We start from the raw sequence: 20437 nt of genomic DNA, 5'->3' as shown, positions 1-20437 counted from the left end.
GTCTACACCGGCACCGTCACGAACGTCCGGCCCGCATCGTTCACCACCGAGACCGAGGCGACGTCGTCCGGCGCCACCAGGGCCGAGCCGTCCAGGGTCGTGCCCTTCTCGGCGCCGGCCGGGGAGACCAGCCAGCTCCCGGCGTCCACCTTCGCCCCGCTCCTGCCGTTGACCACCAGGCGGCAGCGCTGACCCGCCGGGATCCCGGTGACCGCCGCGCTCACCCGCACCCAGCCCGTCGCCGGGGTGACCGTCAGCGTCATCCGGGCGCCCGTGGACGGCTCCGTCACCGAGGCGGTCCGGGTGCCCGCCGGGGGCGGTGCCACGGTCGCGGACGACGGGGCCGGTCCGACCGCCACCGGCGGCCGGTCGGACGCCGTGCTCCGGCCCAGCGACACGCCCGCGGCCAGCACCGCCGCAGCGGCGGCCACCGCGGCCGCGCCGATCCAGGCCCGGCGCCGCAGGACGGCCGCCCCCCGTTCCGCCCGCGCCTGCCGCAGGGTCCGCTGCAGCAGCAGGTCGCCGCCCTCGGGCGGCCCGTCCACCAGGATCTCGGGCGGCACCTCGCCCAGGACTCGCTCCAGCTCCTGCAACTCGGTCGCCTCCTGGGCACAGGGCGCGCAGCCGGCCAGGTGCCGCTCGACCGACGCCGCGTCCGCCGGCTCCAGCGCACCCAGGACGTAGGCGCCGATGAGCTCCGCGTTCCGCTCGTGCTGCTCCGTGTTCGTCCCGTGCTGTTCCGTGCTCACACCGCCACCTCCTTCAACGTCCCGGCCTTGCCGGCGTACGACCGCTTGAGTGCCCGAAGTGCGTAGTGAGCGCGCGACTTGACCGTCCCGGCCGGCACGCCCAGCTGCTCCGCCGCCTCGGCGACCGACAGTTGCTGGAAGTAGATCGACCGCAGCACGTCCCGGTGCTCGGGCGAGAGCTGTTCGAGTGCCTCCGTCATCACCAGTGCCTCCACCACGCCCTCGGCGTGGTCGCGCTGCACCGGCACGGTGGCCGACCGCTCGGACACCTCGGCGACCTCGGCGGGGCGCGCGGCCTTGGCCCGGAACCGGTCGGTGATCAGGTTCCGCTCCACCGTCAGCAGCCAGCTGCGCACCGAGCCCCGGGCCTCGGTGAGGGCCTCGGGGTTCCGCCAGGCGCGGATCAGGGTCTCCTGCACGGCGTCCTCGGCCGCGGCCCGGTCACCGGTGAGCCGGACGGCGTACGCGAGCAGCGCGCCGCCGTGTTGCTCGTACAGCGTTCTGATCAGTGCTTCGTCGGCCGCGCCGCGCTGTGTCGCCGGTCGTGTCCTCGCCATCCGCCATTCCTCCGTCGTGGGGTGCCACGCAGAGCACGTACGCGGCGGCCGTCCGGTTCAACCGGATTCCCGGCAGCTGCGATTCCGGTTCAGACAGGTCACCAGCTTCGCCATCCGGTCGTCGGTCATGACGCCGATGAAGACCCCGTGGTCGGTGAGCGGGCTGTGGTGCTGTTCGGGGAAGGCGTCCAGGGCGAACGCCCGGCCGGGCGGGGGCCGGTATCCGACGGTCACCCGGAGGTGGGGGACCGGGAAGGTCCGGTGGGGGCAGACCCCGGTGGCGGAGGGGAACACCGCATGGGAGCGGTGGTCCGGGCTGTCCGTGCCGCGGCCGTCCCAGCAACTGGGGAAGTCGAGGGTACGGGTGAGCAGGCTGCCGGCGGGGCAGAGCGGGTAGCGGTCGGTCGTCCGGCCGGGGAACCCGGTGCAGCCCCACCGGGGCCTGGCCTCCGCGCCGCCGTCGGTGGCCGCGGTGGGATCGCCCTCCAGCAGCCGTAGGAAGCGCGGCATCGGTACCACCTTGCTCCACGGGTTGCCGCGGAACTCGACGGTGACCGTCTCGGGGACGAGGATCTCGCCCGCGCCGCCGTGGCCGTCCTGTCCGCCGTCCCTGCCGTCCCCGTCGTGCCCGGCGGCCGCTCCGCCGGCTCGGTCGGTCCGGCGCAGCACCGGCCAGTAGTAGCTGGAGCGGTCGCCGCCGGTGCAGGTCGTCCCGGCGGCGGCGAGGGACGCGTCGCTGGCCAGGGCGTCGGTGGACAGGTTGCCGACGTAGTCGTGGACGTGGTGGGCACCGCCCACGACTCCCGGCGAGATCACCACGTTGTCACTGTTGCGGTGCCCCTCCAGGTTGCGACCGCAGTCCTCGGTGTACGAGCCGGCGGAGGCGTCCGGGCCGGATTCCTCCGGTGCGGGCCCACCGCCGGCGCCGCCGCCGGCGTGGACGGCTCGGACGGCGCCGATCTCGACGTAGTCGCCGGACTCCGCGGCCTCCGGCCAGAGGCGCACCGTCAGGAGGCAGAGCGCGAGGACGAGGCAGAGCAGGACGCCGAACGGGAGCACGGCGCTCGCCGACCAGCGGTGATCACGAACCAGGTGCAGCACCGCGACAGTCTCGCTGGGGGCCGCCGCGGAGGCAAGCGCGCTCCGGTGGAGCCGCCCGCCTCCCGCGCCACCGCTGTTCGGCGGGCCCGCCGGCTCGGCGAGTCGCCCATCCGATGCGGGCCGTCCGGCGCCCCGAGTCCGGTGGGCCGTCAGTAGCCGTTCGGGTAGCCCCCGGTCTGCGGCATGCTCGCGGACGGCGCCGGAGCGCTCGCCTGCCCGGTGGCCGCGCCGCCGGCCGCGGCCTGGGCCTTCTTGCCCTCGGGCGTGCTGGCGAACCAGGTGCCGCCCACGCCCTGACCGTTGGTCTGCCCCGCCGCGGTGTCCCCGGCGAAGCGGTACAGCGGCCAGCCGTTCAGCGTGAGCTGCTTGCTCCCGTCGGGCCGGGTCACGGTGCCGACCAGGGCCGACTCGACGCCGGTGACGTCGACCTTCTCCTGGGCGGGGACCGGCGGCCACTTCGCGGCGCAGGCGTCGACGCAGGTGCTGGCGGAGGGCTTGCCGGTGTCCTTGTCGAAGCGGTAGAGCGTGCGGCCCGAGCCGTCGGTGACGATCGCGCCGAGCGTGGGAGAGTCCGCCGCCACCAGCCGGCCGCCGCCGGCGCCGGGGACGTCCGCCCCCGCGGCCGCCGGGGCGGCGGCGGGGGCAGCGGTCGTGGCGGCGGCGTCGGAGGAGTTCTCCTCCCCGGGCCCGCAGGCGGTCGCGGTCAGCAGGACGGCGGCGAGGCCGGCGGCGGCGAGCAGACGACGGTTTCCGGTGAACTTGGGCATGGCGAACTCCCCCTGGTGGTGGGTGTCTTGGCTTCGAATGCGGCTCGGTGCCGCGTGCACCACCAACACGGATGCCGACGCGAGGTGGTTCAACCCCGGCGGGATTTCTTTTCCGGCGGCCGCCCCGGCGCCGCTCGGCACGGTGCCCACCCGCAGCGGGAGGAACCTGACCGGGCCGCGCCCCGGACCGCCACTCGCGCCGTGAACTCCCTCTTCAGCGGCATCCGTCGACCGCCCGGGGGGATGGGCTCAGCCCATGGTCTTGGCGCCGTCCAGCGCCTCCCGGACGATGTCGGCGTGGCCGGCGTGCTGGGCGGTCTCGGCGATGACGTGCAGCAGCACCCGGCGGGCCGACCAGTGGGTGTCCGTGAACCACGGGGCTGCCGGCAGCGGGTGCGCGACGTCGAGGTCGGGCAGGACGGCGACCAGCTCGTCGGTACGGCGGGCGACCGCGGCGTAGTCGGCCAGGATGCCTTCCAGCGTCTCGCCGGGCAGCATCCGGAACTGGCCGGCCCACACGGCCTGGTCGGCCTCGCTCATGGCCGTGAAGTCGGGCATCGCCGACGGGCCTTCCAGGATGAAGTCCGCCCACACGCGCTCCATCGCGGCGACGTGCTTGATCAGCCCGCCGACGCACAGCTCGCTCGCGGTCGTCCGCCGCCCGGCCTGCTCGTCGGTCAGGTCGCGGGTGGTGAAGCGGAGGAAGTGCCGGTGCTTGGCCAGTACGGCCAGCAGGTCGGCGCGCTCGCCGGTGGGGGCCGGGGTGGCCGGGGTGGCGGGGGCGGTCTCGATCGCGGTGCTGTTCATGGATTTCTCCTCCGTCGGGTGTCGTTCCGTCGACGAGAACCACGGTAGGAGGAAACTGGGTCAGTTCCTGTCCTAGATCGCGGGTTCGGGAGGCCGTGTTCGTCCGGCCTCGCCGTCCCGGGAGACCGCGGTGCAGTTCCTTCCGGGGCAAGCGGGTGTGCAGCACGGGAGCACCGGCCCCGGGCCGGTCGGCCTAGCGTCTGTGCTGCGGCCGGAACGTTCCCCCGTCCGTTCGCCCCACCCACCCCAGCCACCTCGACGGAGCGGACACCATGACCACCAACGACAGCCCCGGGAGGGGCGGTTCGGGCGGACGGCACTTCGAGGCGGATCTGCGCGGGATGACCCGGATCAACCTCCGTCCGATCGCCTCGCCGATGCCGCTCGGCTTCTACACGGTCGGCATCGCCTCGGTGATGGTGGGCTGCTTCCAGCTGGGCGTCTTCGAGGACGGCCGCCGGGCGGTCGGGCTGGCGATCCTGCCGGCCTTCGTCCTGCAGCTGGTCGTCGCGGTCTTCGCGCTCGGCGCCCGCGACGTCCTGGCGGCCACCCTGATGGCCTGTTTCTCCGGGCTCTGGCTGGCGAGTTCGCTCGTCCTGGTGCTGGAACCGCCCGGTGGCACCGAGGTGCTCGGTGTCCTCAACGCCACGTTCGCCGCGTTCGCCCTGATGATGGCGGCGGTCGCGGGCCGTAAGCGGGCCCTCTGGCTGGTGCTCTGCACCGCGGTGCCCCGCTTCGGGGTGGCCGCCCTGGCCAACCTGACCGGCACCGCCTGGCTCGGCCGGCTCTCCGGCGGCCTCGGGCTGCTGCTCGCCGCCGTCGCGCTCTACACGGCGTTCGCGCTGATGCTGGAGGACATGAGGGGCGAGCAGGTGCTGCCGATCGGCCGCAGCGGTCCGGCCCACCACGCGGTGGTGGGCGACCTCGCGGTCCAGCTGCGCGATCTGGAACGCCAGGCGGGCGTGCGGCGCACGCTGTGACCGCCCCGCGGCGGCCCGCCCGCCACCGCGACCCCTCTCCGACCTCCCGTCCACGCCGGTTCCGTCCGGGACCGTGCAGCCACCTCACCGGTCGACACCGCTCGACACCACTCGAAAGGCCCACCATGCCCGACATCACCCTCGCCGACGGCTCCCAGAAGTACTACAAGGACTGGGGCACCGGCCGTCCGGTGGTCCTCTCCCACGGCTGGCCGCTGAACGCCGACGCCTGGGACAGCCTCGCTGTCGCCGTCGCCTCGGCCGGCTACCGGGTCGTCGCCCACGACCGCCGCGGACACGGCCGTTCCACCCAGACCTGGGACGGCAACCACATGGACCAGTACGCGGACGACCTGGCCGAGCTGATGGACCGGCTCGACCTCACCGATGCCGTCCTGGTGGGCCACTCCACCGGCGGTGGCGAGGTGGCCCGCTACCTCGGCCGCCACGGCAGCGCCCGGGTGGCCAAGGCCGTCCTGCTCGGCGCCGTCCCGCCGCTGATGCTGAAGACCGACGCCAACCCCGAGGGCACCCCGATCGAAGCCTTCGACGGCATCCGGGCCGGCGTCGCCGCGGACCGGTCGCAGTTCTACTGGGACCTCAGCGAGTCCTTCTTCGGCTTCAACCGCGCGGGCGCGGAGGTCTCCGAGGGCAAGCGCCGCGAGTTCTGGCTCCAGGGCATGCAGGCCGGGCTGAAGGGCGCGCTGGACTGCATCGCGGCCTTCTCGGCGACCGACTTCACCGAGGACCTGAAGAAGATCGACATCCCGGTCCTGGTCGCGCACGGCGACGACGACCAGATCGTGCCGATCGCCGCCTCGGCGGAGAAGAGCGTCAAGCTGCTCTCCCAGGGTGTCCTGAAGGTCTACCCCGGTGCCCCGCACGGCCTGGTCGGCGCCTACGAGGCCGCGTTCACCCGCGACCTGATCGAGTTCATCGGCGCCTGATCCCGGTGCCCCGGGCGTCCGGTCCCGGCGCCCGGGGCCGTTCGGCTCCGCGCGCCCGGGGCGGTCTCCGGACAGCAGCCCCCGGCGACGTCGTGCACGCGTGCCCGGCCGGCGTGCGCCTCGGCGATGCCGGGGACGACGGGAACGGCCGGGGGCCGGCGGGCCCGGCCCGCCGGATCCGCCGGACGGCGGCGGCCGGACGACGTCCGACTTCCGTAAGGCTCCGGTGCCGCCGCACGCCGCAGCGGCGCGGTTAGCGTGAGCCGCGTGACCTCACCCACCCCTCCCCCAACCTCCGCCGGCGCTCCCGTCACCGTCGACGTCGTCCTGCCGTGCCTGGACGAGGCCGCCGCGTTGCCCTGGGTCCTCGGACGGATCCCCGCCGGGTGGCGGGCGATCGTCGTGGACAACGGCTCCCGGGACGGTTCCGCCGCCCTCGCCCGCTCGCTGGGCGCGACCGTCGTGGAGGAGCCCAGACGCGGGTTCGGCGCCGCGTGCCACGCCGGGCTCCGTGCGGCGACCGCCGAGCTGGTCTGCTTCCTGGACTGCGACGGCTCGCTCGATCCGGCCCAACTCCCCATGGTCACCGGCCCCGTGGTGGCCGGGAAGGCAGACCTGGTGCTCGGCCGCCGCCGGCCGGTCGCGGCCGGTGCGTGGCCGGCGCACGCCCGCCTGGCCAACGCCGTTCTGGCCCGGCGGCTGCGGGCCCGTACCGGCGCCCCGCTGCACGACCTCGGCCCGATGCGGGCCGCCCGCCGGGAGCGGCTGCTGGCCCTCGGCCTGGGCGACCGGCGCTCCGGCTACCCGCTGGAGATGGTCCTCGCCGCCGCGGCGGCCGGGATGCGGATCGCCGAGACGCCCGTCGACTACCTGCCGCGCGCCGGCCGGTCGAAGGTCACCGGCACCCTGCGCGGCACCCGGCAGGCCGTGCGCGACATGCGGGCGGTGCTGGCCGCGCCACCGCCGACGCTGCTGGTGATCGCCAAGGCGCCGGTTCCCGGCCGGGTGAAGACCCGGCTCACCCCGCCCTGCACGCCCGAGCAGGCGGCCGACCTGGCCGAGGCGGCTCTCGTCGACACCCTGGACACCCTTGGCACGGTCCCCGCCGGGCGGCGCCTGCTCGTCCTGGACGGCGAGCCCGGCGGGTGGCTGCCACCGGGCTGGGAGGTCGTCCCGCAGGGTGGCGGCGGGCTGGACGAGCGGCTGGCCGCCGCCTTCGCGCACGCGGCCGCGGTGGCCCCGGACGCACCCGCGCTGCTGGTCGGCATGGACACCCCGCAGCTGGCCGCCGCCGCCCTGGCGGAGCCGCTGTCCGCCGCCCGCCGCGCGGGCGTGGACGCCTGGTACGGCCCGGCGGCCGACGGCGGCTTCTGGGCGCTCGGACTCGCCCGCCCGACGCCGGAGGCGGCCGTCCGGCTGCTGCAGGGCGTGCCGATGTCCACCGAGGACACCGGGGCCGTGCTCCTCGGCCGCCTGGCCGCAGCAGGCTTGGCGATCGGTCGCCTTCCGCTGCTGACCGATGTGGACGTCATCGAGGACGCCCGCAGGGTCGCGGCCGAGGCGCCGCGCAGCCGGTTCGCCGAGCGGCTGCGCGCCGCCGACCCCGCCCCGGAGGTGCCGCGTTGACCCGCACCGCCGCCTGGGCTGACGACCCCTTCGCCGAGGCCGTCCGCACCGGCCGGGGCCCGCTCTGGCTGCGCGGCGAGGACGGCAGCCGGCTGCGGCTGGACATCGAGCGCTGGTGCGCGCCAGCCGCCGGGGCCGACCACAGCCTGCTGCTGCGCTGCGCCCACCTGGCCGCCCCGGTGGTGGACGTCGGCTGCGGGCCGGGCCGGCTGGTGGCAGCGCTGCTCGCCCTCGGCGTCCCGGCGCTCGGGATCGACATCACCGGAGCGGCCGTGGCACGCACGGTCGGCCTGGGCGGTCCGGCGCTGCGCCGCTCGGTCTTCGACCGGTTGCCCGCCGAGGGGCGCTGGGGCGGCGCGCTGCTCGCCGACGGCAACCTCGGCATCGGCGGCGACCCGGACGCGCTGCTCCGGCGAACCGCCGAACTCATCGCGCCGGACGGGCTGCTCCTGGTCGAGGTGGAGCGGGACGAGGTGGAGCAACTCGCCACCGTCCGGGTCGAGGGCCCGAACGGCCGGCTCGGCCCGTCCTTCCCGTGGGCCCGGCTCGGCACGACCGCCACCCTGCGCCGGGCCGCCTCCGCCGGCCTGGTCGAGGCCGAGCGCTGGGCGTCGCACGGTCGGCGCTTCGTCGCGCTGCGCCGGAGGCCGGGTTCGGGCCTGGGCTGAGAGCGGGGTGCCCCGCCCTCGGCCGGGCCGAGGGCGGGATCGCACTGCCCGGCGCCGGGCGGCGCGGGGCGAGAGTTTGGGCCGGGGTCCGGGGGAGCCTTGCAGGGTGCCGGTCGTGCACCACGCGTGCGGCTGTCGCCCAACCGCCTCTCGACTCCTCGGTCAAGGCTGCCCCGGCGGCACCCTTCGAGGCGTCGCGGCAGAGCCTGCCAGATGCACCGGGCGGCAACAAGGGGTCGCGCGAGGAGTCCGAAGAGCCCCACAGGAGCGCCACAGGAGGACCACAAGGAGGCGGGCTCATCGCCCGCCGCGGCCCGGCACACGGGTCACCGGCCGGCAGCGGGCCCCGCCCCGTCGCGCAGCGGTCGGTCGAGTCGCCGAACCCCGCGGCCGTCATCGTCGCCGTCGTCGCCGTCGTCGTCACGCCGTACCCGCCGCCAGGCCGCGCCTGCCGCCACGCACACCAGCGCGGTGCCGTACGCGGCCTGCTGGGCGGCCGTTCCGCCGGTCAGGTAGAGCACCTGTCCGGCGGCCGGGACGGCCAGCCACTCCCACCGCCCGTCCAGGGCCACCAGCGCCACCACGAGCAGCCCGTACCAGGGGTAGGCCGGCGCCACCAGCAGCAGGGCCGTACCGGTGACCAGCAGGGCGCCGCCCCACGGGCGGGCCGGGTCCCCGCGCCGCAGGAGCGCGCCCGCCACCACGGCCAGCACCAGCCCGGCGGCCCAGGGCAGCAGCGGGTCCGGGACGACCAGCCGCAGCAGCCCGAACCGGTCGATGTGCCCCTGCTGGTAGCCCTCCTCGCGCAGGTAGCCCGGCAGGTAGCCGAGCACCCCGGTGCCCGATGCGACCGCGTACGGCAGGTAGGACAGCGCGAACGCGCCGAGCGCGGCCCCCAGCAGTGTCACCGTCTCCCGTACCGGGCGGCGGGCGAGGGCGCCCGGCAGGGCCAGGCCCGGGAGCAGCTTGGCCGCGATCGCCGCGCCGAGCAGGACGCCCCCGGCCGCCGGGCGCCGCCGGGCCGTGCAGCCCAGCCCGGCGACCAGCAGCAGCGCCCCCAGGGTGTCGACGTGCGCGTCGTTGACGGCCCAGACGGCGACGCCCGGGCACCACCCCCACAGCGCCGCCCGCCGGCCCTCCCGGGCACGGCCCCGGCCGACCGCCAGCAGCGCCCCCGTGGTCGCCACGGCCAGCAGCGCCCCCGCCGCCTGGACCCCGCGCACGCCGCCGCCGAAGGGGTGGACGGCGAGGAACCACCCCTCCGCCACCGGCGGATAGATGGTGTGCACGGCGGGCCGGTTGATCCGGGTGCAGTCCCCGGCCGCCGTCCGCCGCTCGTCCCAGCCGTCGCACGTACCGCCGGTCGGCCAGAGCCCGGGCTCCCGGAACCGGGCGAGCGCGGGATCGTCCGGGGCGTGTGCGTACGGGGAGATGCCGGCGGCCTGGACCCGGCCGTCCCAGACGTAGCGGTAGGCGTCGTCGCTGGTGCGCGGAGGTGCGAGCAACCCGACGGCGGCCACCGCGACGCTCCCGGCCAGCACCAGCGGCACCACGTGACGGTCCGCCACCCGCCGCAGCGCCAGCAGCGCGAGCGCGAACAGTGCTGCGTCGGCGGCGTACCAGGCGAGGAGCGGGGTGCGGTGGCCGAGCGTGCCGCCGGTGGTGACGGTCAGGGCGAGCGCCGCGACCAGGGCGGCCAGGGCGAGCAGGGCGATCAGGGCACGAGTGAACACGCGCCCACCCTGCCACCGGCCGGCGGCCTCCGGCGGTAGCGCCGTGGTGCCGTTCGGATTCCGTAAGCACGTCGGTGCTCCACCGGAAGGCGGTCCGGCGGTTCCATGAACACGTGACTCCGAATCCCCCCGGCGCGCGTCGCCGGTACGACCCGCCACTGCCCGAGCCGCCCGCCTCCCTGCGCCGCGGCCCGTTCCGCGCCGGCGCCTTCACCTCACCCCTGCACGAGCCGCGGACCACGGTCGTGCTCGGCCGCTGGCTCGGCGCGGCGCTGCTGCTCTGCTTCCTGACCGGGCTGCTCAGCCACGTTCTGCAGGACCCGCCCCGCTGGCTGGTCCCGTACCTGTGGAGCCGGCCGGTGAACGGCTACCGGATCACCCAGGGCCTGCACGTGATCAGCGGGATCGCCGCGATCCCGCTGGTCGGGGCGAAGCTCTGGACGGTCTACCCCCGGCTGTTCGAGTGGCCCCCCGCGCGCACCGTGCTGCACGCGCTGGAGCGGCTCGGCATCGCGCTCCTGGTGGCGGCGACCCTGCTGGAGCTGTTCACCGGCCTGCTCAACACCCTGCAGTGGTACCCCTGGCCGTTCCCGTTCCGGCAGACCCACTTCTGGCTGGGCTGGCTGGCCGTCGGCGGCCTGCTGGTGCACATCGCGGCCAAGGCCCCGCTGATCGCACGGAACTGGCGTCGCCCGGTGGCGGTCCTGCCGCAGCGGCGGGCATTCCTCACCGCGGTGACCGCCGCCGTCGGCGCGGTCACCCTCACCACCGCCGGGCAGACCGTCCCCTGGCTGAGCCGGCTGGACCTGCTGGCGCCGCGCCGCCCCGACCTCGGCCCCCAGGGACTGCCGGTCAACCGGACGGCCGCCCAGGCCGGGACGCTCACCGTCCCGGCGAACTGGCGGCTGGTGGTGGACGGCCCGCGGCCGTACCGGCTGGGCCTCGCCGAACTGGGCGGACTCCCGCAGTACGAGGCGACGCTGCCGATCGCCTGCGTGGAGGGCTGGAGCGCGTCGGCGCGCTGGACCGGGGTCCGGGTGGCCGACCTGCTGGCGCTGGCCGGCGCGCCGGCCGGCTCCGCGGTCCGGGTCACCTCGTTGGAGCAGGCCGGGCCCTACCGGGTGACGGAGATGCCCGCCGAGTACGCGGACGACCCACTGACCCTGCTCGCGCTGCGGGTCAACGGCGAGGTGCTGACGGCCGACCACGGCTTCCCGGCGCGGATCATCGCGCCGAACCGGCCCGGAGTGCTGCAGACCAAGTGGGTCGAGCGGCTGGAGGTCATCTGATGGCCCGGTGGCTGCGCCTCGTCCTGCTGGCCGGTGGTCTCGCTCTGATCGGCTTCGGCCTGGCGGGTCTGCTCGGCGACCCCTACATCACGGACCCGTGGGAGGTGCTTGTCTGGGCGGTGGGCGCGCCGGTGGTGCACGACGGGCTCTGGGTGCCGGTGGTCTGCCTGGTCGGCGCCTACCTGGCCCGCGGGCCGGTGCTGCGCGGCTGGCTGGTCGTCGCGGCGGCGGTGACCGCGGTCGGGCTGCCGGCGGTCCTGCGGGCCGACGCCGACCACGGCAACCCGTCGGTGCTGCCGTTGCCGTACCTGCGCAACTGGCTGCTGGTGCTGGCCGCCACCGCCGGGCTCGCGCTGCTGATCGCGCTCGCCCGGCGGTGGCGGCGCCCGCCGCGGGGGGCCGGACGCCGGTCGGTGCGGGTCAGGCGCCGGGCACGCCCGGAAGACCCGTCGTGAGGCCGTCCAGGGCGCGCGAGCAGACGCAGTCGCGCGTCGCCGGCAGGCTCGCCAGCGCCTTGAAAAGCACCGTGCGCAGCCGGTCGACGTTGCGGGCGAAGACCTCCAGCACCTCGGTATGGGTGACCCCCGCCCCGCTCTCCACCCCCGCGTCGAGGTCGGTGACCAGCGTCAAGGAGGTGTAACAGAGGCCGAGTTCGCGGGCCAGCGCGGCCTCGGGGTGGCCGGTCATGCCGACCACCGACCAGCCGCTGGCGGTGAACCAGCGGGACTCGGCGCGGGTGGAGAAGCGCGGGCCCTCGACCACCACCAGCGTGCCGCCGTCCACCGGCTCCCAGGCGGCCTCGCGGGCGGCGCCGAGGGCGACGCGGCGCCCGGCCGGGCAGTACGGGTCGGCCATCGAGACGTGCACCACCTCCGGGACGGTGCCGTCCGGCAGCGGCAGGCCGTCGTAGAAGGTCTGCGTCCGGCCGGAGGTGCGGTCGACGAACTGGTCCGGCACCAGCAGCGTCCCGGGGCCGTACTCCGGGCGCAGACCGCCCACCGCGCACGGTCCCAGCACCTGTCGCACGCCCAGGGAGTGCAGTGCCCACAGGTTGGCGCGGTAGTTGATCCGGTGCGGCGGCAGGGCGTGGCCCCGGCCGTGCCGGGGCAGGAACGCCACCCGCCGGCCGGCCACCTCGCCGATGAACAGTGCGTCGCTGGGTGCCCCGTACGGTGTGTCGACGCGTACCTCGGTCACGTCCTCCAGCAGCGCGTACAGGCCGGAGCCGCCGATCACGCCCAGGTCGGCGACCGGCGTCGACTGATCCGTCGTCATGTCCCTCTCCTTCCTCGGTAGCAGTCCGACCACTCTAGGAGCCGGTCGGCGCGCCGCGGCCCGGGCCGTCCTTACGGCTTGCTGACGCCGTGCGGGCCGGCGCGGGTCGCAGGCCTCTCCCGCTCACCCCCGGCCGACCCCGCCGGGGAGCCCGGGGCCACCGGCGCCGTCGTCCGCCGGGTTCGGGAGATCCTCGCCCCGGGGGCCGGGCCGAGGCCGCGGCCGGCGGTGGGGCGGCAGAACCGGGGGCGCCGCCCGTCCAGCCGCGGACCACGGCGACGGCGCGGCCGGTGTCGGTGCGGACCGTGGGTTGACGTCCCGTCAGAAGAATTTCCGGCGGCACGGTTCCGGCGGCCGGGTGGTGCTCTCGCGCCGGGTGGCGGCCGCCTTCTCGTGGAAGCGCCCGAGCTGCCACACGCCGAGCCGGAGGCAGACGGTCGCGGCGGCGGGCGCCAGGGCGGTGCCGCCCAGCCGGCGGGGGGCGGGCAGGAATCGGTACGCGCTCGTCACGAGCCGGGCACCCACTGCCGGCGGGCCGGCGGCCCGTCGCTGCTCAGGCGCGCCGCAGGGCGGAGGCGAGGGTGGCGTCCAGGGCGTCGAGGGCCTCCTCGGAGGTGAACCGGCCGGCCTCGACCTGGTCGCCGGCGGCCTGGACCAGGGCGTAGACGGTGCTGACCAGCCAGTGGGCCGGGAGGTCATCGCGGAACACCCCTTCCTGCCGGCCCCGGGTGATGAGGCGGTCCATCGCCGAGAGGATGCCGACGTGGTGGTCGTGGACGGCTTCGGCGGGCAGGGCCCGGCGGGCCGCGTGCAGCATGCGCAGGTTGCGGTCCAGCAGTTGCCAGGAGGACCGGATGAAGGTGCGGAGCGTCTCGTCGGCCGGGCCCTCGTCGAGGCCGGTGGTCTCCAGGACGGTGGCGACCTCGGAGAGGGCGCGCTCCATCAGCTCGCTCAGCAGGGCCTCGCGCGAGGAGAAGTGGCCGTACAGGGTGACCCGGCCGACGCCCGCCGCAGCGGCGATCTCGGTCATGCTGGCGTTGGGGTTCCTGGCGAAGCAGCTGGTCGCGGCGGCGAGGATGGCGGCGATGTTGCGCTCGGCGTCGGCCCGACGGGGGTGGGCGGGCGTCCCCCGTCGGGCGCTCGCGGCGCCGCTGCGGTGTTCGGATTCCATGGGACGGAGTCTAAAGACCGGTCGCGGCTCCCCTCAGTGGACGTGAACGCCGGCGGGCATCTCGGGCCTGCCCCTGGGGATGACGACCAGTGCGGTCACCGCGGCCACCGCCGCCGCGACGGCCAGTGCGGTGTAGGCGCCCCGGAATCCGGCTGAGGTGTGCGCGGCGATCCCGGCGGCGGCGACGGTGGACACCGTGGCCACCCCGACCGTCCCGCCGACCTCGTGGAAGGTGTTGACGACGCCGGAGGCGATGCCGGCCTCGTCGTGGGAGATGAAGCCGAGCGCCGTGGTGGTGGCGGAGACGAAGACCGGGACGACGCCGACGGCCCCGACGGCCAGCCCGACGACCGTTCCCGCGGTGCTGTCCGAGACGGCGAGGACGACGCTGCCGGTCCCCGAGACGAGCAACCCGGTCGCGGCGACCAGGCGGGTGCCGGCGTGGGCGATCAGGTGCGCGGCGAGGTGGGCGCCGACAGCCGTGGCGACGGCGACGGGCAGCAGCAGCGCACCGGTGGAGAGGGCGGACAGTCCGCGCACGTTCTGGAGGTAGAGCGAGCCGAGGAAGACGAAGCCGAGCAGCAGGCCGGTGGCGACGAGCATCAGGAACGAGCCGGCGGCGACCGGGCGCTTGGCGAGGATGCGAAGGTCCATCAGGGGCGCGGCGGTCCGGCGCTCGACCAGCGCGAACGCGGCGTAGAGCAGGACGGCGGAGGCCAGCGGGAGCAGGGTGGCGGCCGAGGCCCAGCCCGCGTCGCCCGCCTTGATCAGGCCGTAGATGAGAGCACCGGTGGCCGCGGTGACCAGTGCCGCGCCGGGCAGGTCGATCCGGCGGTCACCGGGGGCGGGGGTCGCGGGGAGCAGACGGGGGAGCGTGGCGAGCAGGGCGGCGCCGGCCGGGACGTTGATGAAGAAGACCCAGCTCCAGCCCGGTCCGGCGGTGAGCACGCCGCCGAGCATGGCGCCGACCGCGAAGCCGATGCCGCCGAGCATCGCCCAGACGCCCAGGGCCTTGTTCCGCTCGGGGCCGTGGAAGGTGCGGGTGATGGTGGCGAGGGCGGCGGGGGAGAGCAGCGCCGCGCCGACGCCCTGGGCGAGCCGGCCGCCGATCAGGGCGCCGGCGTTCTCGGCCAGTCCGGTCGCCAGCGAGGCGAGGGTGAAGACGGCCAGGCCGGTGAGCAGCAGGCGCCGCGCGCCGAAGGCGTCGGCCAGGCGGCCGCCGAGCAGCATCAGGCCGCCGAAGCAGAGGGTGTAGGCGGTCACCGCCCAGGTGAGGGTGGCGCGGCTGAGTTCGAGATCGGCGCCGATGCCGGGCAGTGCCACGTTGATCACGGTCACGTCCACGATCAGCATGAACTGCGAGAGGCAGAGCAGCGTCAGCAGCAGCCAGCGCTTCGGGTGCGCGGGCGGGTGGTCGTGGTCGTGCTCGTGGTCCTGCCCGTGTCCGTGGCCGTGGCCGTCTTCGTGTCCGTGTCCGTGTCCGTGGCGGCCGGCGTCGGCGGCCGGGTGGGTGGCGTGCGCCATGAGGCCCTCCTCGTCTCGATATCTCGTACAGCGTGTACGAGATAGGGATACCGCACGAGGGATAAGTTGAACAACTCTGTTTGATTTCTGGTCTCCCCTGCCGGTCGTTGACTGCGAGGGCCCGCTGGTGGGCGCCCGTAGCGCCGGCCGGAGTGCCTCCTGCTCCTCCGGGGCGACCTGCTCGACGAAGCGGGCCAGGGCGCCGGAGCGGTCGGTGCTGGAGTCGAGGGTGTCCTGCATGGGCGCCGCGGTGTGCGACTTCCGGCTGCGGGTCGACTCGTGGAGCCGGGCCCGGCGCTGCTTCTCCCGGCGGAGCGCGCCCTTGCCGTGGAGCGTGTCGGTCGCGGTCATCACCGTGGTGTGCGCGAGGGGGCGTTCCCGGTTGAGGTCCTCGACGAGCCCGCGCACGGTCGCGGGCCGGCCCCGGACCCACGGTCGGTCCATGGTCTGCGCTTCCGGAGGGCGCCCTCGACGTCACCTGCGACGGGCGCACCGAGCGGGTCGCGGCCGGCCGGACCTTCGTCCTCCCTCCGCACCTGGTCCGCCGGATCCACGCCCCCCGAGGCCGCCGAGGCCCACGTCGCCATGCGCGCCGACGGGGTGGCCTCCGTCCCCGGGACCGAGGGCACCCGGGTCCTGCCCTGGGCCCAGTGACTCCGGAGCCCCCGGTCCAGGCCGCACTCGCCGCGGAGGTGCACCGGGGGCGCGGCAGAACGGCGGCCGCGGACGAGCACCGGGGCGGCGGTGCTCGTCCGCGGATCCAGACCGCCGCTCACCGTCCGGCCTCGCCGGGGCCGAGTCGCAGCGCCGGATGCCGGATGCCGGACGCCGGATGCCGGACGCCGGAGGAGGTCACCGGTCTCGCCAGGGGAAGGCTGACCCGCGCCCGGCCGCCGGTCAGGCAGCGGCCCGGCGCAGCGCGGCGGTGGCGACGGCCAGGAACTCCGGTACCGGGTCCGTGCAGCCGCGCTCCGGCACCGCCAGGCAGATCTCGACGGACGGGAAGTCGGTGACGGGCAGGTAGCGCAGGTCGGAGCGGGAGTACGAGCCGGAGATGCTCGCCGGGACCAGGGCGATGCCCTGCCCGGAGGCGATGAGCTCGAACTTCTCCTCCAGGGAGGAGGTGCGCCGCGTCCGGGAGTCGAGGATCGGCTCGCCGTCGAGATCGGCCGCGGTGAGGGCGGGGCGGTCGGCCAGCGGATGCGTCACGGGCAGGCACGCGACCTTGCTCTCCCGGCCGACGGGGACGGTGCGCAGCCCCGTGTCGTCGAAGGGGCGCCGGAGGAGGCCGACGTGTGCGCGGCCGTCGCGCAGCGGCGCGTCCTGCTCCCACCAGCGCAGCGGGAGGACGTCGACGGCGATCTCCGGACGGCGTGCCGTGAACGCCCGGATCGACTCGGACACGTGCAGACCGGGCGAGAAGGCGACGACCAGCCGTTGCTCGCCCCGTGCGGCCTCCTGGACGCGTCGCAGGGCGGTGTCCACCATGGTGGTGATCCGCCGGGCCTCCTCGTACAACTGTCGCCCGGTCGAAGTGAGTTCGACGTTGCGCGTGGTCCGGGTGAACAGCGTGCAGCCCAACTCCTGCTCGAACGCCCGGATCTGGCGGCTGAGGACCGGTTGCGTGATGAACAACTCCTTTGCAGCCCGGCCGAATTGCCCGTGCTCGGCCACCGCGGTGAAGTAGCGGAGTTTGCGCAGGTCCAGATCCATGCCGCCACGGTATCAATCCGCCCGGAAGGGCATTGGACGCCCGGTCGGGCGGGCCGGAGACTCGGATCATGACCGACATGCGCAAGACCGCCCTCGTCATCGGCGCCTCCCGGACCCTGGGCCTCGGGCTCGCCGCCGAGCTCCTCGGCCGTGGCTGGGACGTCATCGGCACCGTCCGCGGCAGCGGGCGCACCGGCCTCCACGACCTGGCCGACGCCACCGGAGACCGGCTGACCGTCGAGCGGCTGGAGATGACCGATCCGGAGCAGACCGCGGCGCTGCGCGACCGGCTGGCCGGCCGCACCCTCGACCTGCTCTTCGTCAACGCCGCCATCACCCGCGGAGACCTGCCGATCGGCGAGGTCCCGACGGACATGTTCACCGAGGTCATGGTGACGAACGCGCTCAGCCCGATGCGCGTCGTGGACGTCCTCGGCCCGCTGGTCGCCCCCACCGGGACCATCGGCGTGATGTCCTCCGACCAGGGCAGCATCACCCTGAACACCGACGGCGGGCAGGACCTCTACCGGGCCAGCAAGTCCGCGCTGAACCAGCTGATGCGCTGCCACGCCGCCCGCCACGCCGCGGACACCCGGACGCTGCTGCTGGTGGACCCGGGCTGGGTGCGGACCGAACTCGGCGGTCCCGAGGCCGAACTGAGCGTGGAGGAGAGCGTCCCCGGGGTGGCGGAGACCATCGAACGCCACCGCGGAAAGCCGGGCCTTCACTTCGTCGACCACCAGGGGAACGCCGTGCCCTGGTAATGGCCTCCGCGGTGGCCCGGCTCAGGCGTCCGTGGGCAGGGTCGCGGGCGTGGGGCGGGGAGCCGCGGTGCGGGGCTGGGGCGGGAGCGGGAGGGTGAGCGCCTCGGCGGAGTCGGCGGGCAGGGCGAGGGCGGCGGCGGTCTCGGCGGGGAGCTCGCGCAGCCCGAGCAGGCCGGCGCCGAGACGAGCGGTGGCGCGGTGCCAGTCGCCGATCCGCTGGAGCAGCGCGTGGCCGCTGCCGGTCACCGTGTAGCCGCAGACCCGGGCCCCGGCGGCGCGGCTGCGGGCGGCGAAGGCGAGCGTGTCGGCGGGTGGCGTCACCCGGTCGCGGTCGCCGTGCAGCATCAGGACGTCCCGGTCGGAGAGCTGCTCGCAGGCGTCCTCGGCCGGGCACCACGGCGCCAGGGCGATGACCCCGGTCACGTTCGGGTGGCCGGCCGCGTAGAGCGCGGCGCGGCCGCCCATCGAGTGACCGACCAGGAGGGTGGGCACCCGGCCCAGCTCCTCGGCGAGGTCGCCGAGGGCGGCGCGGGTGTCCCGGCCCGCGTCGGCGCGCTCGCCGTTCCAGCCGCGGTGGCGGTAACGGACGGTGCCGATCGCCACGCCGGCCCCGGCCGTCTCACGGCGCAGTGCGCGGACGAAGCCCTGCATCCGCAGGCCGGGCAGGTTGATCGGGCCCGGTCGGGAGAGGCTGTGCTCCTCGCCGCCGTGCAGGACGAGGACGGCGGCCGCCGGCCGTTCCGGCAGTTCGCGCCAGACCAGGGCGCGGTGCCCGCCCACCACGGTCTCGCGGCCGGTTCCGACCGTGTGCGCCGTGCCGCCGTCCCTGCTCATCCGCTACCGCTCCGCCCTGCTCTCGGTCCGTGGACCGCCACTGTACGCGGCGGAGTACCGGCTGCGCCCGGGTGGTTCCGGCGACGGTCAGGAGACGGCCAGGGGGCGATCAGGAAGCGACAGGAATGTCGGCAGGGGTGGCACGCGGGGGCGGCACGGGCGGGCGGCACGGGGCGGACCGCTCAGGGGTCGAGCAGGCCGTGCTCGCGCGCCAGCCAGCAGACCGCGGCGAGCCGGTGCGCCGCGTACTCGTACGCGGCGCGGTCCAGCCGGCCGCTCTCGGCCAGCGCGTCGAGCAGGCCGAGCGCGTAGTCCGACAGCTCCGTGCGGTCCAGACGGCGGGGGAGCAGCCCGGGGTCCTGGGCGTACAGCAGCTCGCGCACGGCCGCGGCGTGCTGGTCGACCGCCGCGAGGAAGCCGGGCTCGACGGCGGGCCCGGCGAGCCGAGGGCCGAAGGCAGCCGCGATCCAGGGCAGGGGGCACCCCGCCGGCTGCTGGGCGGAGCGCCGGCGGAACTCGTCGGGCGTGGCGAACATCCGTCCACGGTAGGCGACCGGGCCGCCGGGTACGGCAGCCAGCGGGGGATCGGTGTTGAGACCTTGGCCACCCCGCGGGCGCGCGGGTGCCGGCCGGCGGCGTTCCGACGTCGGTGCGGCGAGATCGGCGGATCGCCCCGGGGTGCGGGCCGCTCTGCACCAGAATGGCCCTTATGGATCTTCGAGTCTTCACCGAGCCCCAGCAGGGCGCGAGCTACGACACGCTGCTCACCGTCGCCCGCACCGCCGAGGAGCTCGGCGCCTTCAGCGCCTTCTTCCGCTCCGACCACTACCTGAAGATGGGCGGCGTGAGCGGCCTGCCCGGACCCACCGACGCCTGGATCACCCTGGCCGGCCTCGCCCGCGAGACCAGCACGATCCGGCTCGGCACCCTGATGACCGCCGCCACCTTCCGGCTGCCCGGCGTACTCGCCATCCAGGTCGCGCAGGTCGACGCGATGAGCGGGGGCCGGGTCGAGTTCGGCCTCGGCGCCGGCTGGTACGAGCAGGAGCACACCGCCTACGGCGTCCCCTTCCCCAAGGAGAGGTTCGGCCGGCTGGAGGAACAGCTGGCGATCATCACGGGGCTGTGGGGCACCAAGCTCGGCGACACCTTCGACTTCGAGGGTGAGTACTACCGGCTGAACGACTCGCCGGCGCTGCCCAAGCCGGCCCAGGAGAAGATCCCCGTCCTGGTCGGCGGCACCGGGCCGACCAGGACCCCGGCGCTTGCCGCCCGCTTCGCCGACGAGTTCAACCTGCCGTTCACCTCGATCGAGGCGAGCGCCGCCCAGTTCGGCCGGGTCCGGGCCGCCGTCGAGCGGGCCGGCCGCCGGCCGGACGAGCTGGTCTACTCCAACGCCCTGGTCGCCTGCGTGGGCCGCGACGACGCCGAGGTGGCCCGTCGGGCGGCTGCGATCGGCCGCGAGGTGGACGAGCTGAAGGCGAACGGGCTGGCCGGCACCCCGGACGAGGTGGTGGAGAGGATCGGCCGCTACGCCGAGATCGGCACCGAGCGGGTCTACCTGCAGATCCTGGACCTGGACGACCTCGACCACCTGGAGCTGATCGCCTCCCGGGTCGCGCCGCAGCTCGGCTGACCGGACCCGGCTGACCGGACCCGGCGGGGCGGCCCGGCCGCCCGCCTTGAGACGCCCGCGCCCGCGCGCGCCCCGAGGCCCGCCGCCGACCGCACCGCCGCCGAGGGTGGGCGGGGTGCGGTGTTGTGGGCGGTCGGTGAAAGGACCCGGCCGGACGGGGGCTGAGCACTAGTCTTTACTCTCTCTTGAGTAGGGAAGGCTCCCTGCGGGGCGGAGGCCGGGGAGTCGGGGGGAGTGCCGGTGGTAGAGGTCGAGGTGTCGGGGGTCGGGGCGCCCGTTCCGAGAGCCGTGGGCCG

21 protein-coding genes and 1 pseudogene are annotated in these 20437 nt (G+C 75.5%); 9 read left to right on the top strand and 13 right to left on the bottom strand.

What is annotated here, in order from left to right:
- Positions 1-2: 2 nt before the first annotated feature.
- The 5 genes from ACF9IK_RS04385 to ACF9IK_RS04365 form a co-directional block, all read right to left on the bottom strand.
- Positions 3-749, bottom strand: a complete 747-nt coding sequence (locus ACF9IK_RS04385; RefSeq protein ID WP_395292915.1) for an anti-sigma factor — start codon at positions 747-749, stop codon at positions 3-5.
- Positions 746-1306, bottom strand: a complete 561-nt coding sequence (locus ACF9IK_RS04380; RefSeq protein ID WP_395292914.1) for a sigma-70 family RNA polymerase sigma factor — start codon at positions 1304-1306, stop codon at positions 746-748. The genes ACF9IK_RS04385 and ACF9IK_RS04380 overlap by 4 nt, the downstream gene beginning before the upstream one ends.
- A gap of 57 nt (positions 1307-1363) precedes the next feature.
- Positions 1364-2407 (bottom strand): DUF1996 domain-containing protein, encoded by a 1044-nt coding sequence (locus ACF9IK_RS04375; RefSeq protein ID WP_395292913.1) that lies wholly within the window; start codon positions 2405-2407, stop codon positions 1364-1366.
- A 149-nt stretch (positions 2408-2556) separates the two neighbouring features.
- Entirely contained in the window at positions 2557-3174 is a 618-nt protein-coding gene (locus tag ACF9IK_RS04370) for a hypothetical protein (protein ID WP_395292912.1), read from the bottom strand.
- A gap of 249 nt (positions 3175-3423) precedes the next feature.
- Positions 3424-3981: a DinB family protein gene (locus ACF9IK_RS04365; protein ID WP_395292911.1), complete on the bottom strand. Its 558-nt coding sequence runs from the start codon at positions 3979-3981 to the stop codon at positions 3424-3426.
- A 272-nt stretch (positions 3982-4253) separates the two neighbouring features.
- Here ACF9IK_RS04365 and ACF9IK_RS04360 point away from each other — a divergent pair, with 272 nt between their 5' ends.
- From ACF9IK_RS04360 to ACF9IK_RS04340, 5 genes and pseudogenes are all read left to right on the top strand, one after another.
- Positions 4254-4961: a GPR1/FUN34/YaaH family transporter gene (locus ACF9IK_RS04360; protein ID WP_395292910.1), complete on the top strand. Its 708-nt coding sequence runs from the start codon at positions 4254-4256 to the stop codon at positions 4959-4961.
- A 125-nt stretch (positions 4962-5086) separates the two neighbouring features.
- Complete coding sequence (locus tag ACF9IK_RS04355; RefSeq protein ID WP_395292909.1) at positions 5087-5908, top strand: alpha/beta fold hydrolase; 822 nt, start codon at positions 5087-5089, stop codon at positions 5906-5908.
- 267 nt (positions 5909-6175) lie between these two features.
- A pseudogene (locus ACF9IK_RS04350) lies at positions 6176-6907 on the top strand (glycosyltransferase family 2 protein); the annotation flags it as partial.
- Entirely contained in the window at positions 6884-7534 is a 651-nt protein-coding gene (locus ACF9IK_RS04345) for a TIGR04282 family arsenosugar biosynthesis glycosyltransferase (protein WP_395298466.1), read from the top strand. The pseudogene ACF9IK_RS04350 and the gene ACF9IK_RS04345, both read left to right, overlap by 24 nt.
- Positions 7531-8202 carry a methyltransferase domain-containing protein gene (locus ACF9IK_RS04340; protein ID WP_395292908.1) on the top strand — a complete coding sequence of 224 codons (672 nt, stop codon included), beginning with the start codon at positions 7531-7533 and terminating at the stop codon, positions 8200-8202. The genes ACF9IK_RS04345 and ACF9IK_RS04340 overlap by 4 nt, the downstream gene beginning before the upstream one ends.
- Before the next feature lie 326 nt (positions 8203-8528).
- On the opposite strand, the gene ACF9IK_RS04335 is transcribed toward ACF9IK_RS04340, so the two are convergent.
- Complete coding sequence (locus ACF9IK_RS04335) at positions 8529-9935, bottom strand: glycosyltransferase 87 family protein (protein ID WP_395292907.1); 1407 nt, start codon at positions 9933-9935, stop codon at positions 8529-8531.
- A 158-nt stretch (positions 9936-10093) separates the two neighbouring features.
- Between ACF9IK_RS04335 and ACF9IK_RS04330 the strand changes: the two genes are divergently transcribed.
- A complete protein-coding gene (locus ACF9IK_RS04330) occupies positions 10094-11224 on the top strand; it encodes a molybdopterin-dependent oxidoreductase (protein ID WP_395298465.1) in 1131 nt (376 codons plus the stop codon).
- Complete coding sequence (locus ACF9IK_RS04325) at positions 11224-11679, top strand: hypothetical protein (RefSeq protein WP_395292906.1); 456 nt, start codon at positions 11224-11226, stop codon at positions 11677-11679. Before ACF9IK_RS04330 ends, ACF9IK_RS04325 begins: the two co-directional genes overlap by 1 nt.
- On the opposite strand, the gene ACF9IK_RS04320 is transcribed toward ACF9IK_RS04325, so the two are convergent.
- The 5 genes from ACF9IK_RS04320 to ACF9IK_RS04300 all read right to left on the bottom strand — a co-directional run bounded on the left by ACF9IK_RS04320 (position 11645) and on the right by ACF9IK_RS04300 (position 16907).
- Positions 11645-12499 carry an S-methyl-5'-thioadenosine phosphorylase gene (locus ACF9IK_RS04320; protein ID WP_395292905.1) on the bottom strand — a complete coding sequence of 285 codons (855 nt, stop codon included), beginning with the start codon at positions 12497-12499 and terminating at the stop codon, positions 11645-11647. The two genes, ACF9IK_RS04325 and ACF9IK_RS04320, sit on opposite strands and share 35 nt — an antisense overlap.
- Positions 12500-12820: 321 nt before the next feature.
- A complete protein-coding gene (locus ACF9IK_RS04315) occupies positions 12821-13009 on the bottom strand; it encodes a hypothetical protein (protein ID WP_395292904.1) in 189 nt (62 codons plus the stop codon).
- Between the two features lie 43 nt (positions 13010-13052).
- Positions 13053-13670: a TetR/AcrR family transcriptional regulator gene (locus ACF9IK_RS04310; protein ID WP_395292903.1), complete on the bottom strand. Its 618-nt coding sequence runs from the start codon at positions 13668-13670 to the stop codon at positions 13053-13055.
- A gap of 33 nt (positions 13671-13703) precedes the next feature.
- Positions 13704-15638, bottom strand: coding sequence for an MFS transporter (locus ACF9IK_RS04305; RefSeq protein WP_395292902.1), 1935 nt, complete (start codon positions 15636-15638; stop codon positions 13704-13706).
- Positions 15639-16091: 453 nt separating this feature from the next.
- On the bottom strand, positions 16092-16907 hold the full coding sequence (locus tag ACF9IK_RS04300; protein WP_395292901.1) for a LysR family transcriptional regulator: 816 nt from the start codon (positions 16905-16907) through the stop codon (positions 16092-16094).
- Positions 16908-16975: 68 nt separating this feature from the next.
- Between ACF9IK_RS04300 and ACF9IK_RS04295 the strand changes: the two genes are divergently transcribed.
- Entirely contained in the window at positions 16976-17671 is a 696-nt protein-coding gene (locus ACF9IK_RS04295; protein ID WP_395292900.1) for an SDR family oxidoreductase, read from the top strand.
- Positions 17672-17692: 21 nt separating this feature from the next.
- Here the strand turns inward: ACF9IK_RS04295 and ACF9IK_RS04290 are convergent, their stop codons facing one another.
- Positions 17693-18505: an alpha/beta hydrolase gene (locus ACF9IK_RS04290; RefSeq protein WP_395292899.1), complete on the bottom strand. Its 813-nt coding sequence runs from the start codon at positions 18503-18505 to the stop codon at positions 17693-17695.
- A 182-nt stretch (positions 18506-18687) separates the two neighbouring features.
- Positions 18688-19041 carry a DUF6401 family natural product biosynthesis protein gene (locus ACF9IK_RS04285; protein WP_395292898.1) on the bottom strand — a complete coding sequence of 118 codons (354 nt, stop codon included), beginning with the start codon at positions 19039-19041 and terminating at the stop codon, positions 18688-18690.
- Positions 19042-19214: 173 nt separating this feature from the next.
- Here ACF9IK_RS04285 and ACF9IK_RS04280 point away from each other — a divergent pair, with 173 nt between their 5' ends.
- The gene (locus tag ACF9IK_RS04280; protein WP_395292897.1) at positions 19215-20141 is read left to right on the top strand and encodes an LLM class F420-dependent oxidoreductase; all 927 of its coding nucleotides are present in this window, start codon (positions 19215-19217) and stop codon (positions 20139-20141) included.
- Positions 20142-20437: the final 296 nt, after the last annotated feature.

Source organism: Kitasatospora hibisci (assembly GCF_043950205.1).
Lineage (GTDB): Bacteria > Actinomycetota > Actinomycetes > Streptomycetales > Streptomycetaceae > Kitasatospora > Kitasatospora hibisci.
Note: the sequence above shows the minus strand (reverse complement) of the source record. Positions and strands in the feature narration are given on the sequence as shown.

Excerpts from the sequence above, each read along its gene's own strand:
- ACF9IK_RS04380 (WP_395292914.1), bottom strand. The coding sequence starts at position 1,306 with ATGGCGAGGACACGACCGGCGACACAGCGCGGCGCGGCCGACGAAGCA.
- ACF9IK_RS04370 (WP_395292912.1), bottom strand. The coding sequence starts at position 3,174 with ATGCCCAAGTTCACCGGAAACCGTCGTCTGCTCGCCGCCGCCGGCCTC.
- ACF9IK_RS04365 (WP_395292911.1), bottom strand. The coding sequence starts at position 3,981 with ATGAACAGCACCGCGATCGAGACCGCCCCCGCCACCCCGGCCACCCCG.
- ACF9IK_RS04360 (WP_395292910.1), top strand. The coding sequence starts at position 4,254 with ATGACCACCAACGACAGCCCCGGGAGGGGCGGTTCGGGCGGACGGCAC.
- ACF9IK_RS04355 (WP_395292909.1), top strand. The coding sequence starts at position 5,087 with ATGCCCGACATCACCCTCGCCGACGGCTCCCAGAAGTACTACAAGGAC.
- ACF9IK_RS04325 (WP_395292906.1), top strand. The coding sequence starts at position 11,224 with ATGGCCCGGTGGCTGCGCCTCGTCCTGCTGGCCGGTGGTCTCGCTCTG.
- ACF9IK_RS04320 (WP_395292905.1), bottom strand. The coding sequence starts at position 12,499 with ATGACGACGGATCAGTCGACGCCGGTCGCCGACCTGGGCGTGATCGGC.
- ACF9IK_RS04310 (WP_395292903.1), bottom strand. The coding sequence starts at position 13,670 with ATGGAATCCGAACACCGCAGCGGCGCCGCGAGCGCCCGACGGGGGACG.
- ACF9IK_RS04305 (WP_395292902.1), bottom strand. The coding sequence starts at position 15,638 with ATGGACCGACCGTGGGTCCGGGGCCGGCCCGCGACCGTGCGCGGGCTC.
- ACF9IK_RS04300 (WP_395292901.1), bottom strand. The coding sequence starts at position 16,907 with ATGGATCTGGACCTGCGCAAACTCCGCTACTTCACCGCGGTGGCCGAG.
- ACF9IK_RS04295 (WP_395292900.1), top strand. The coding sequence starts at position 16,976 with ATGACCGACATGCGCAAGACCGCCCTCGTCATCGGCGCCTCCCGGACC.
- ACF9IK_RS04290 (WP_395292899.1), bottom strand. The coding sequence starts at position 18,505 with ATGAGCAGGGACGGCGGCACGGCGCACACGGTCGGAACCGGCCGCGAG.
- ACF9IK_RS04285 (WP_395292898.1), bottom strand. The coding sequence starts at position 19,041 with ATGTTCGCCACGCCCGACGAGTTCCGCCGGCGCTCCGCCCAGCAGCCG.
- ACF9IK_RS04280 (WP_395292897.1), top strand. The coding sequence starts at position 19,215 with ATGGATCTTCGAGTCTTCACCGAGCCCCAGCAGGGCGCGAGCTACGAC.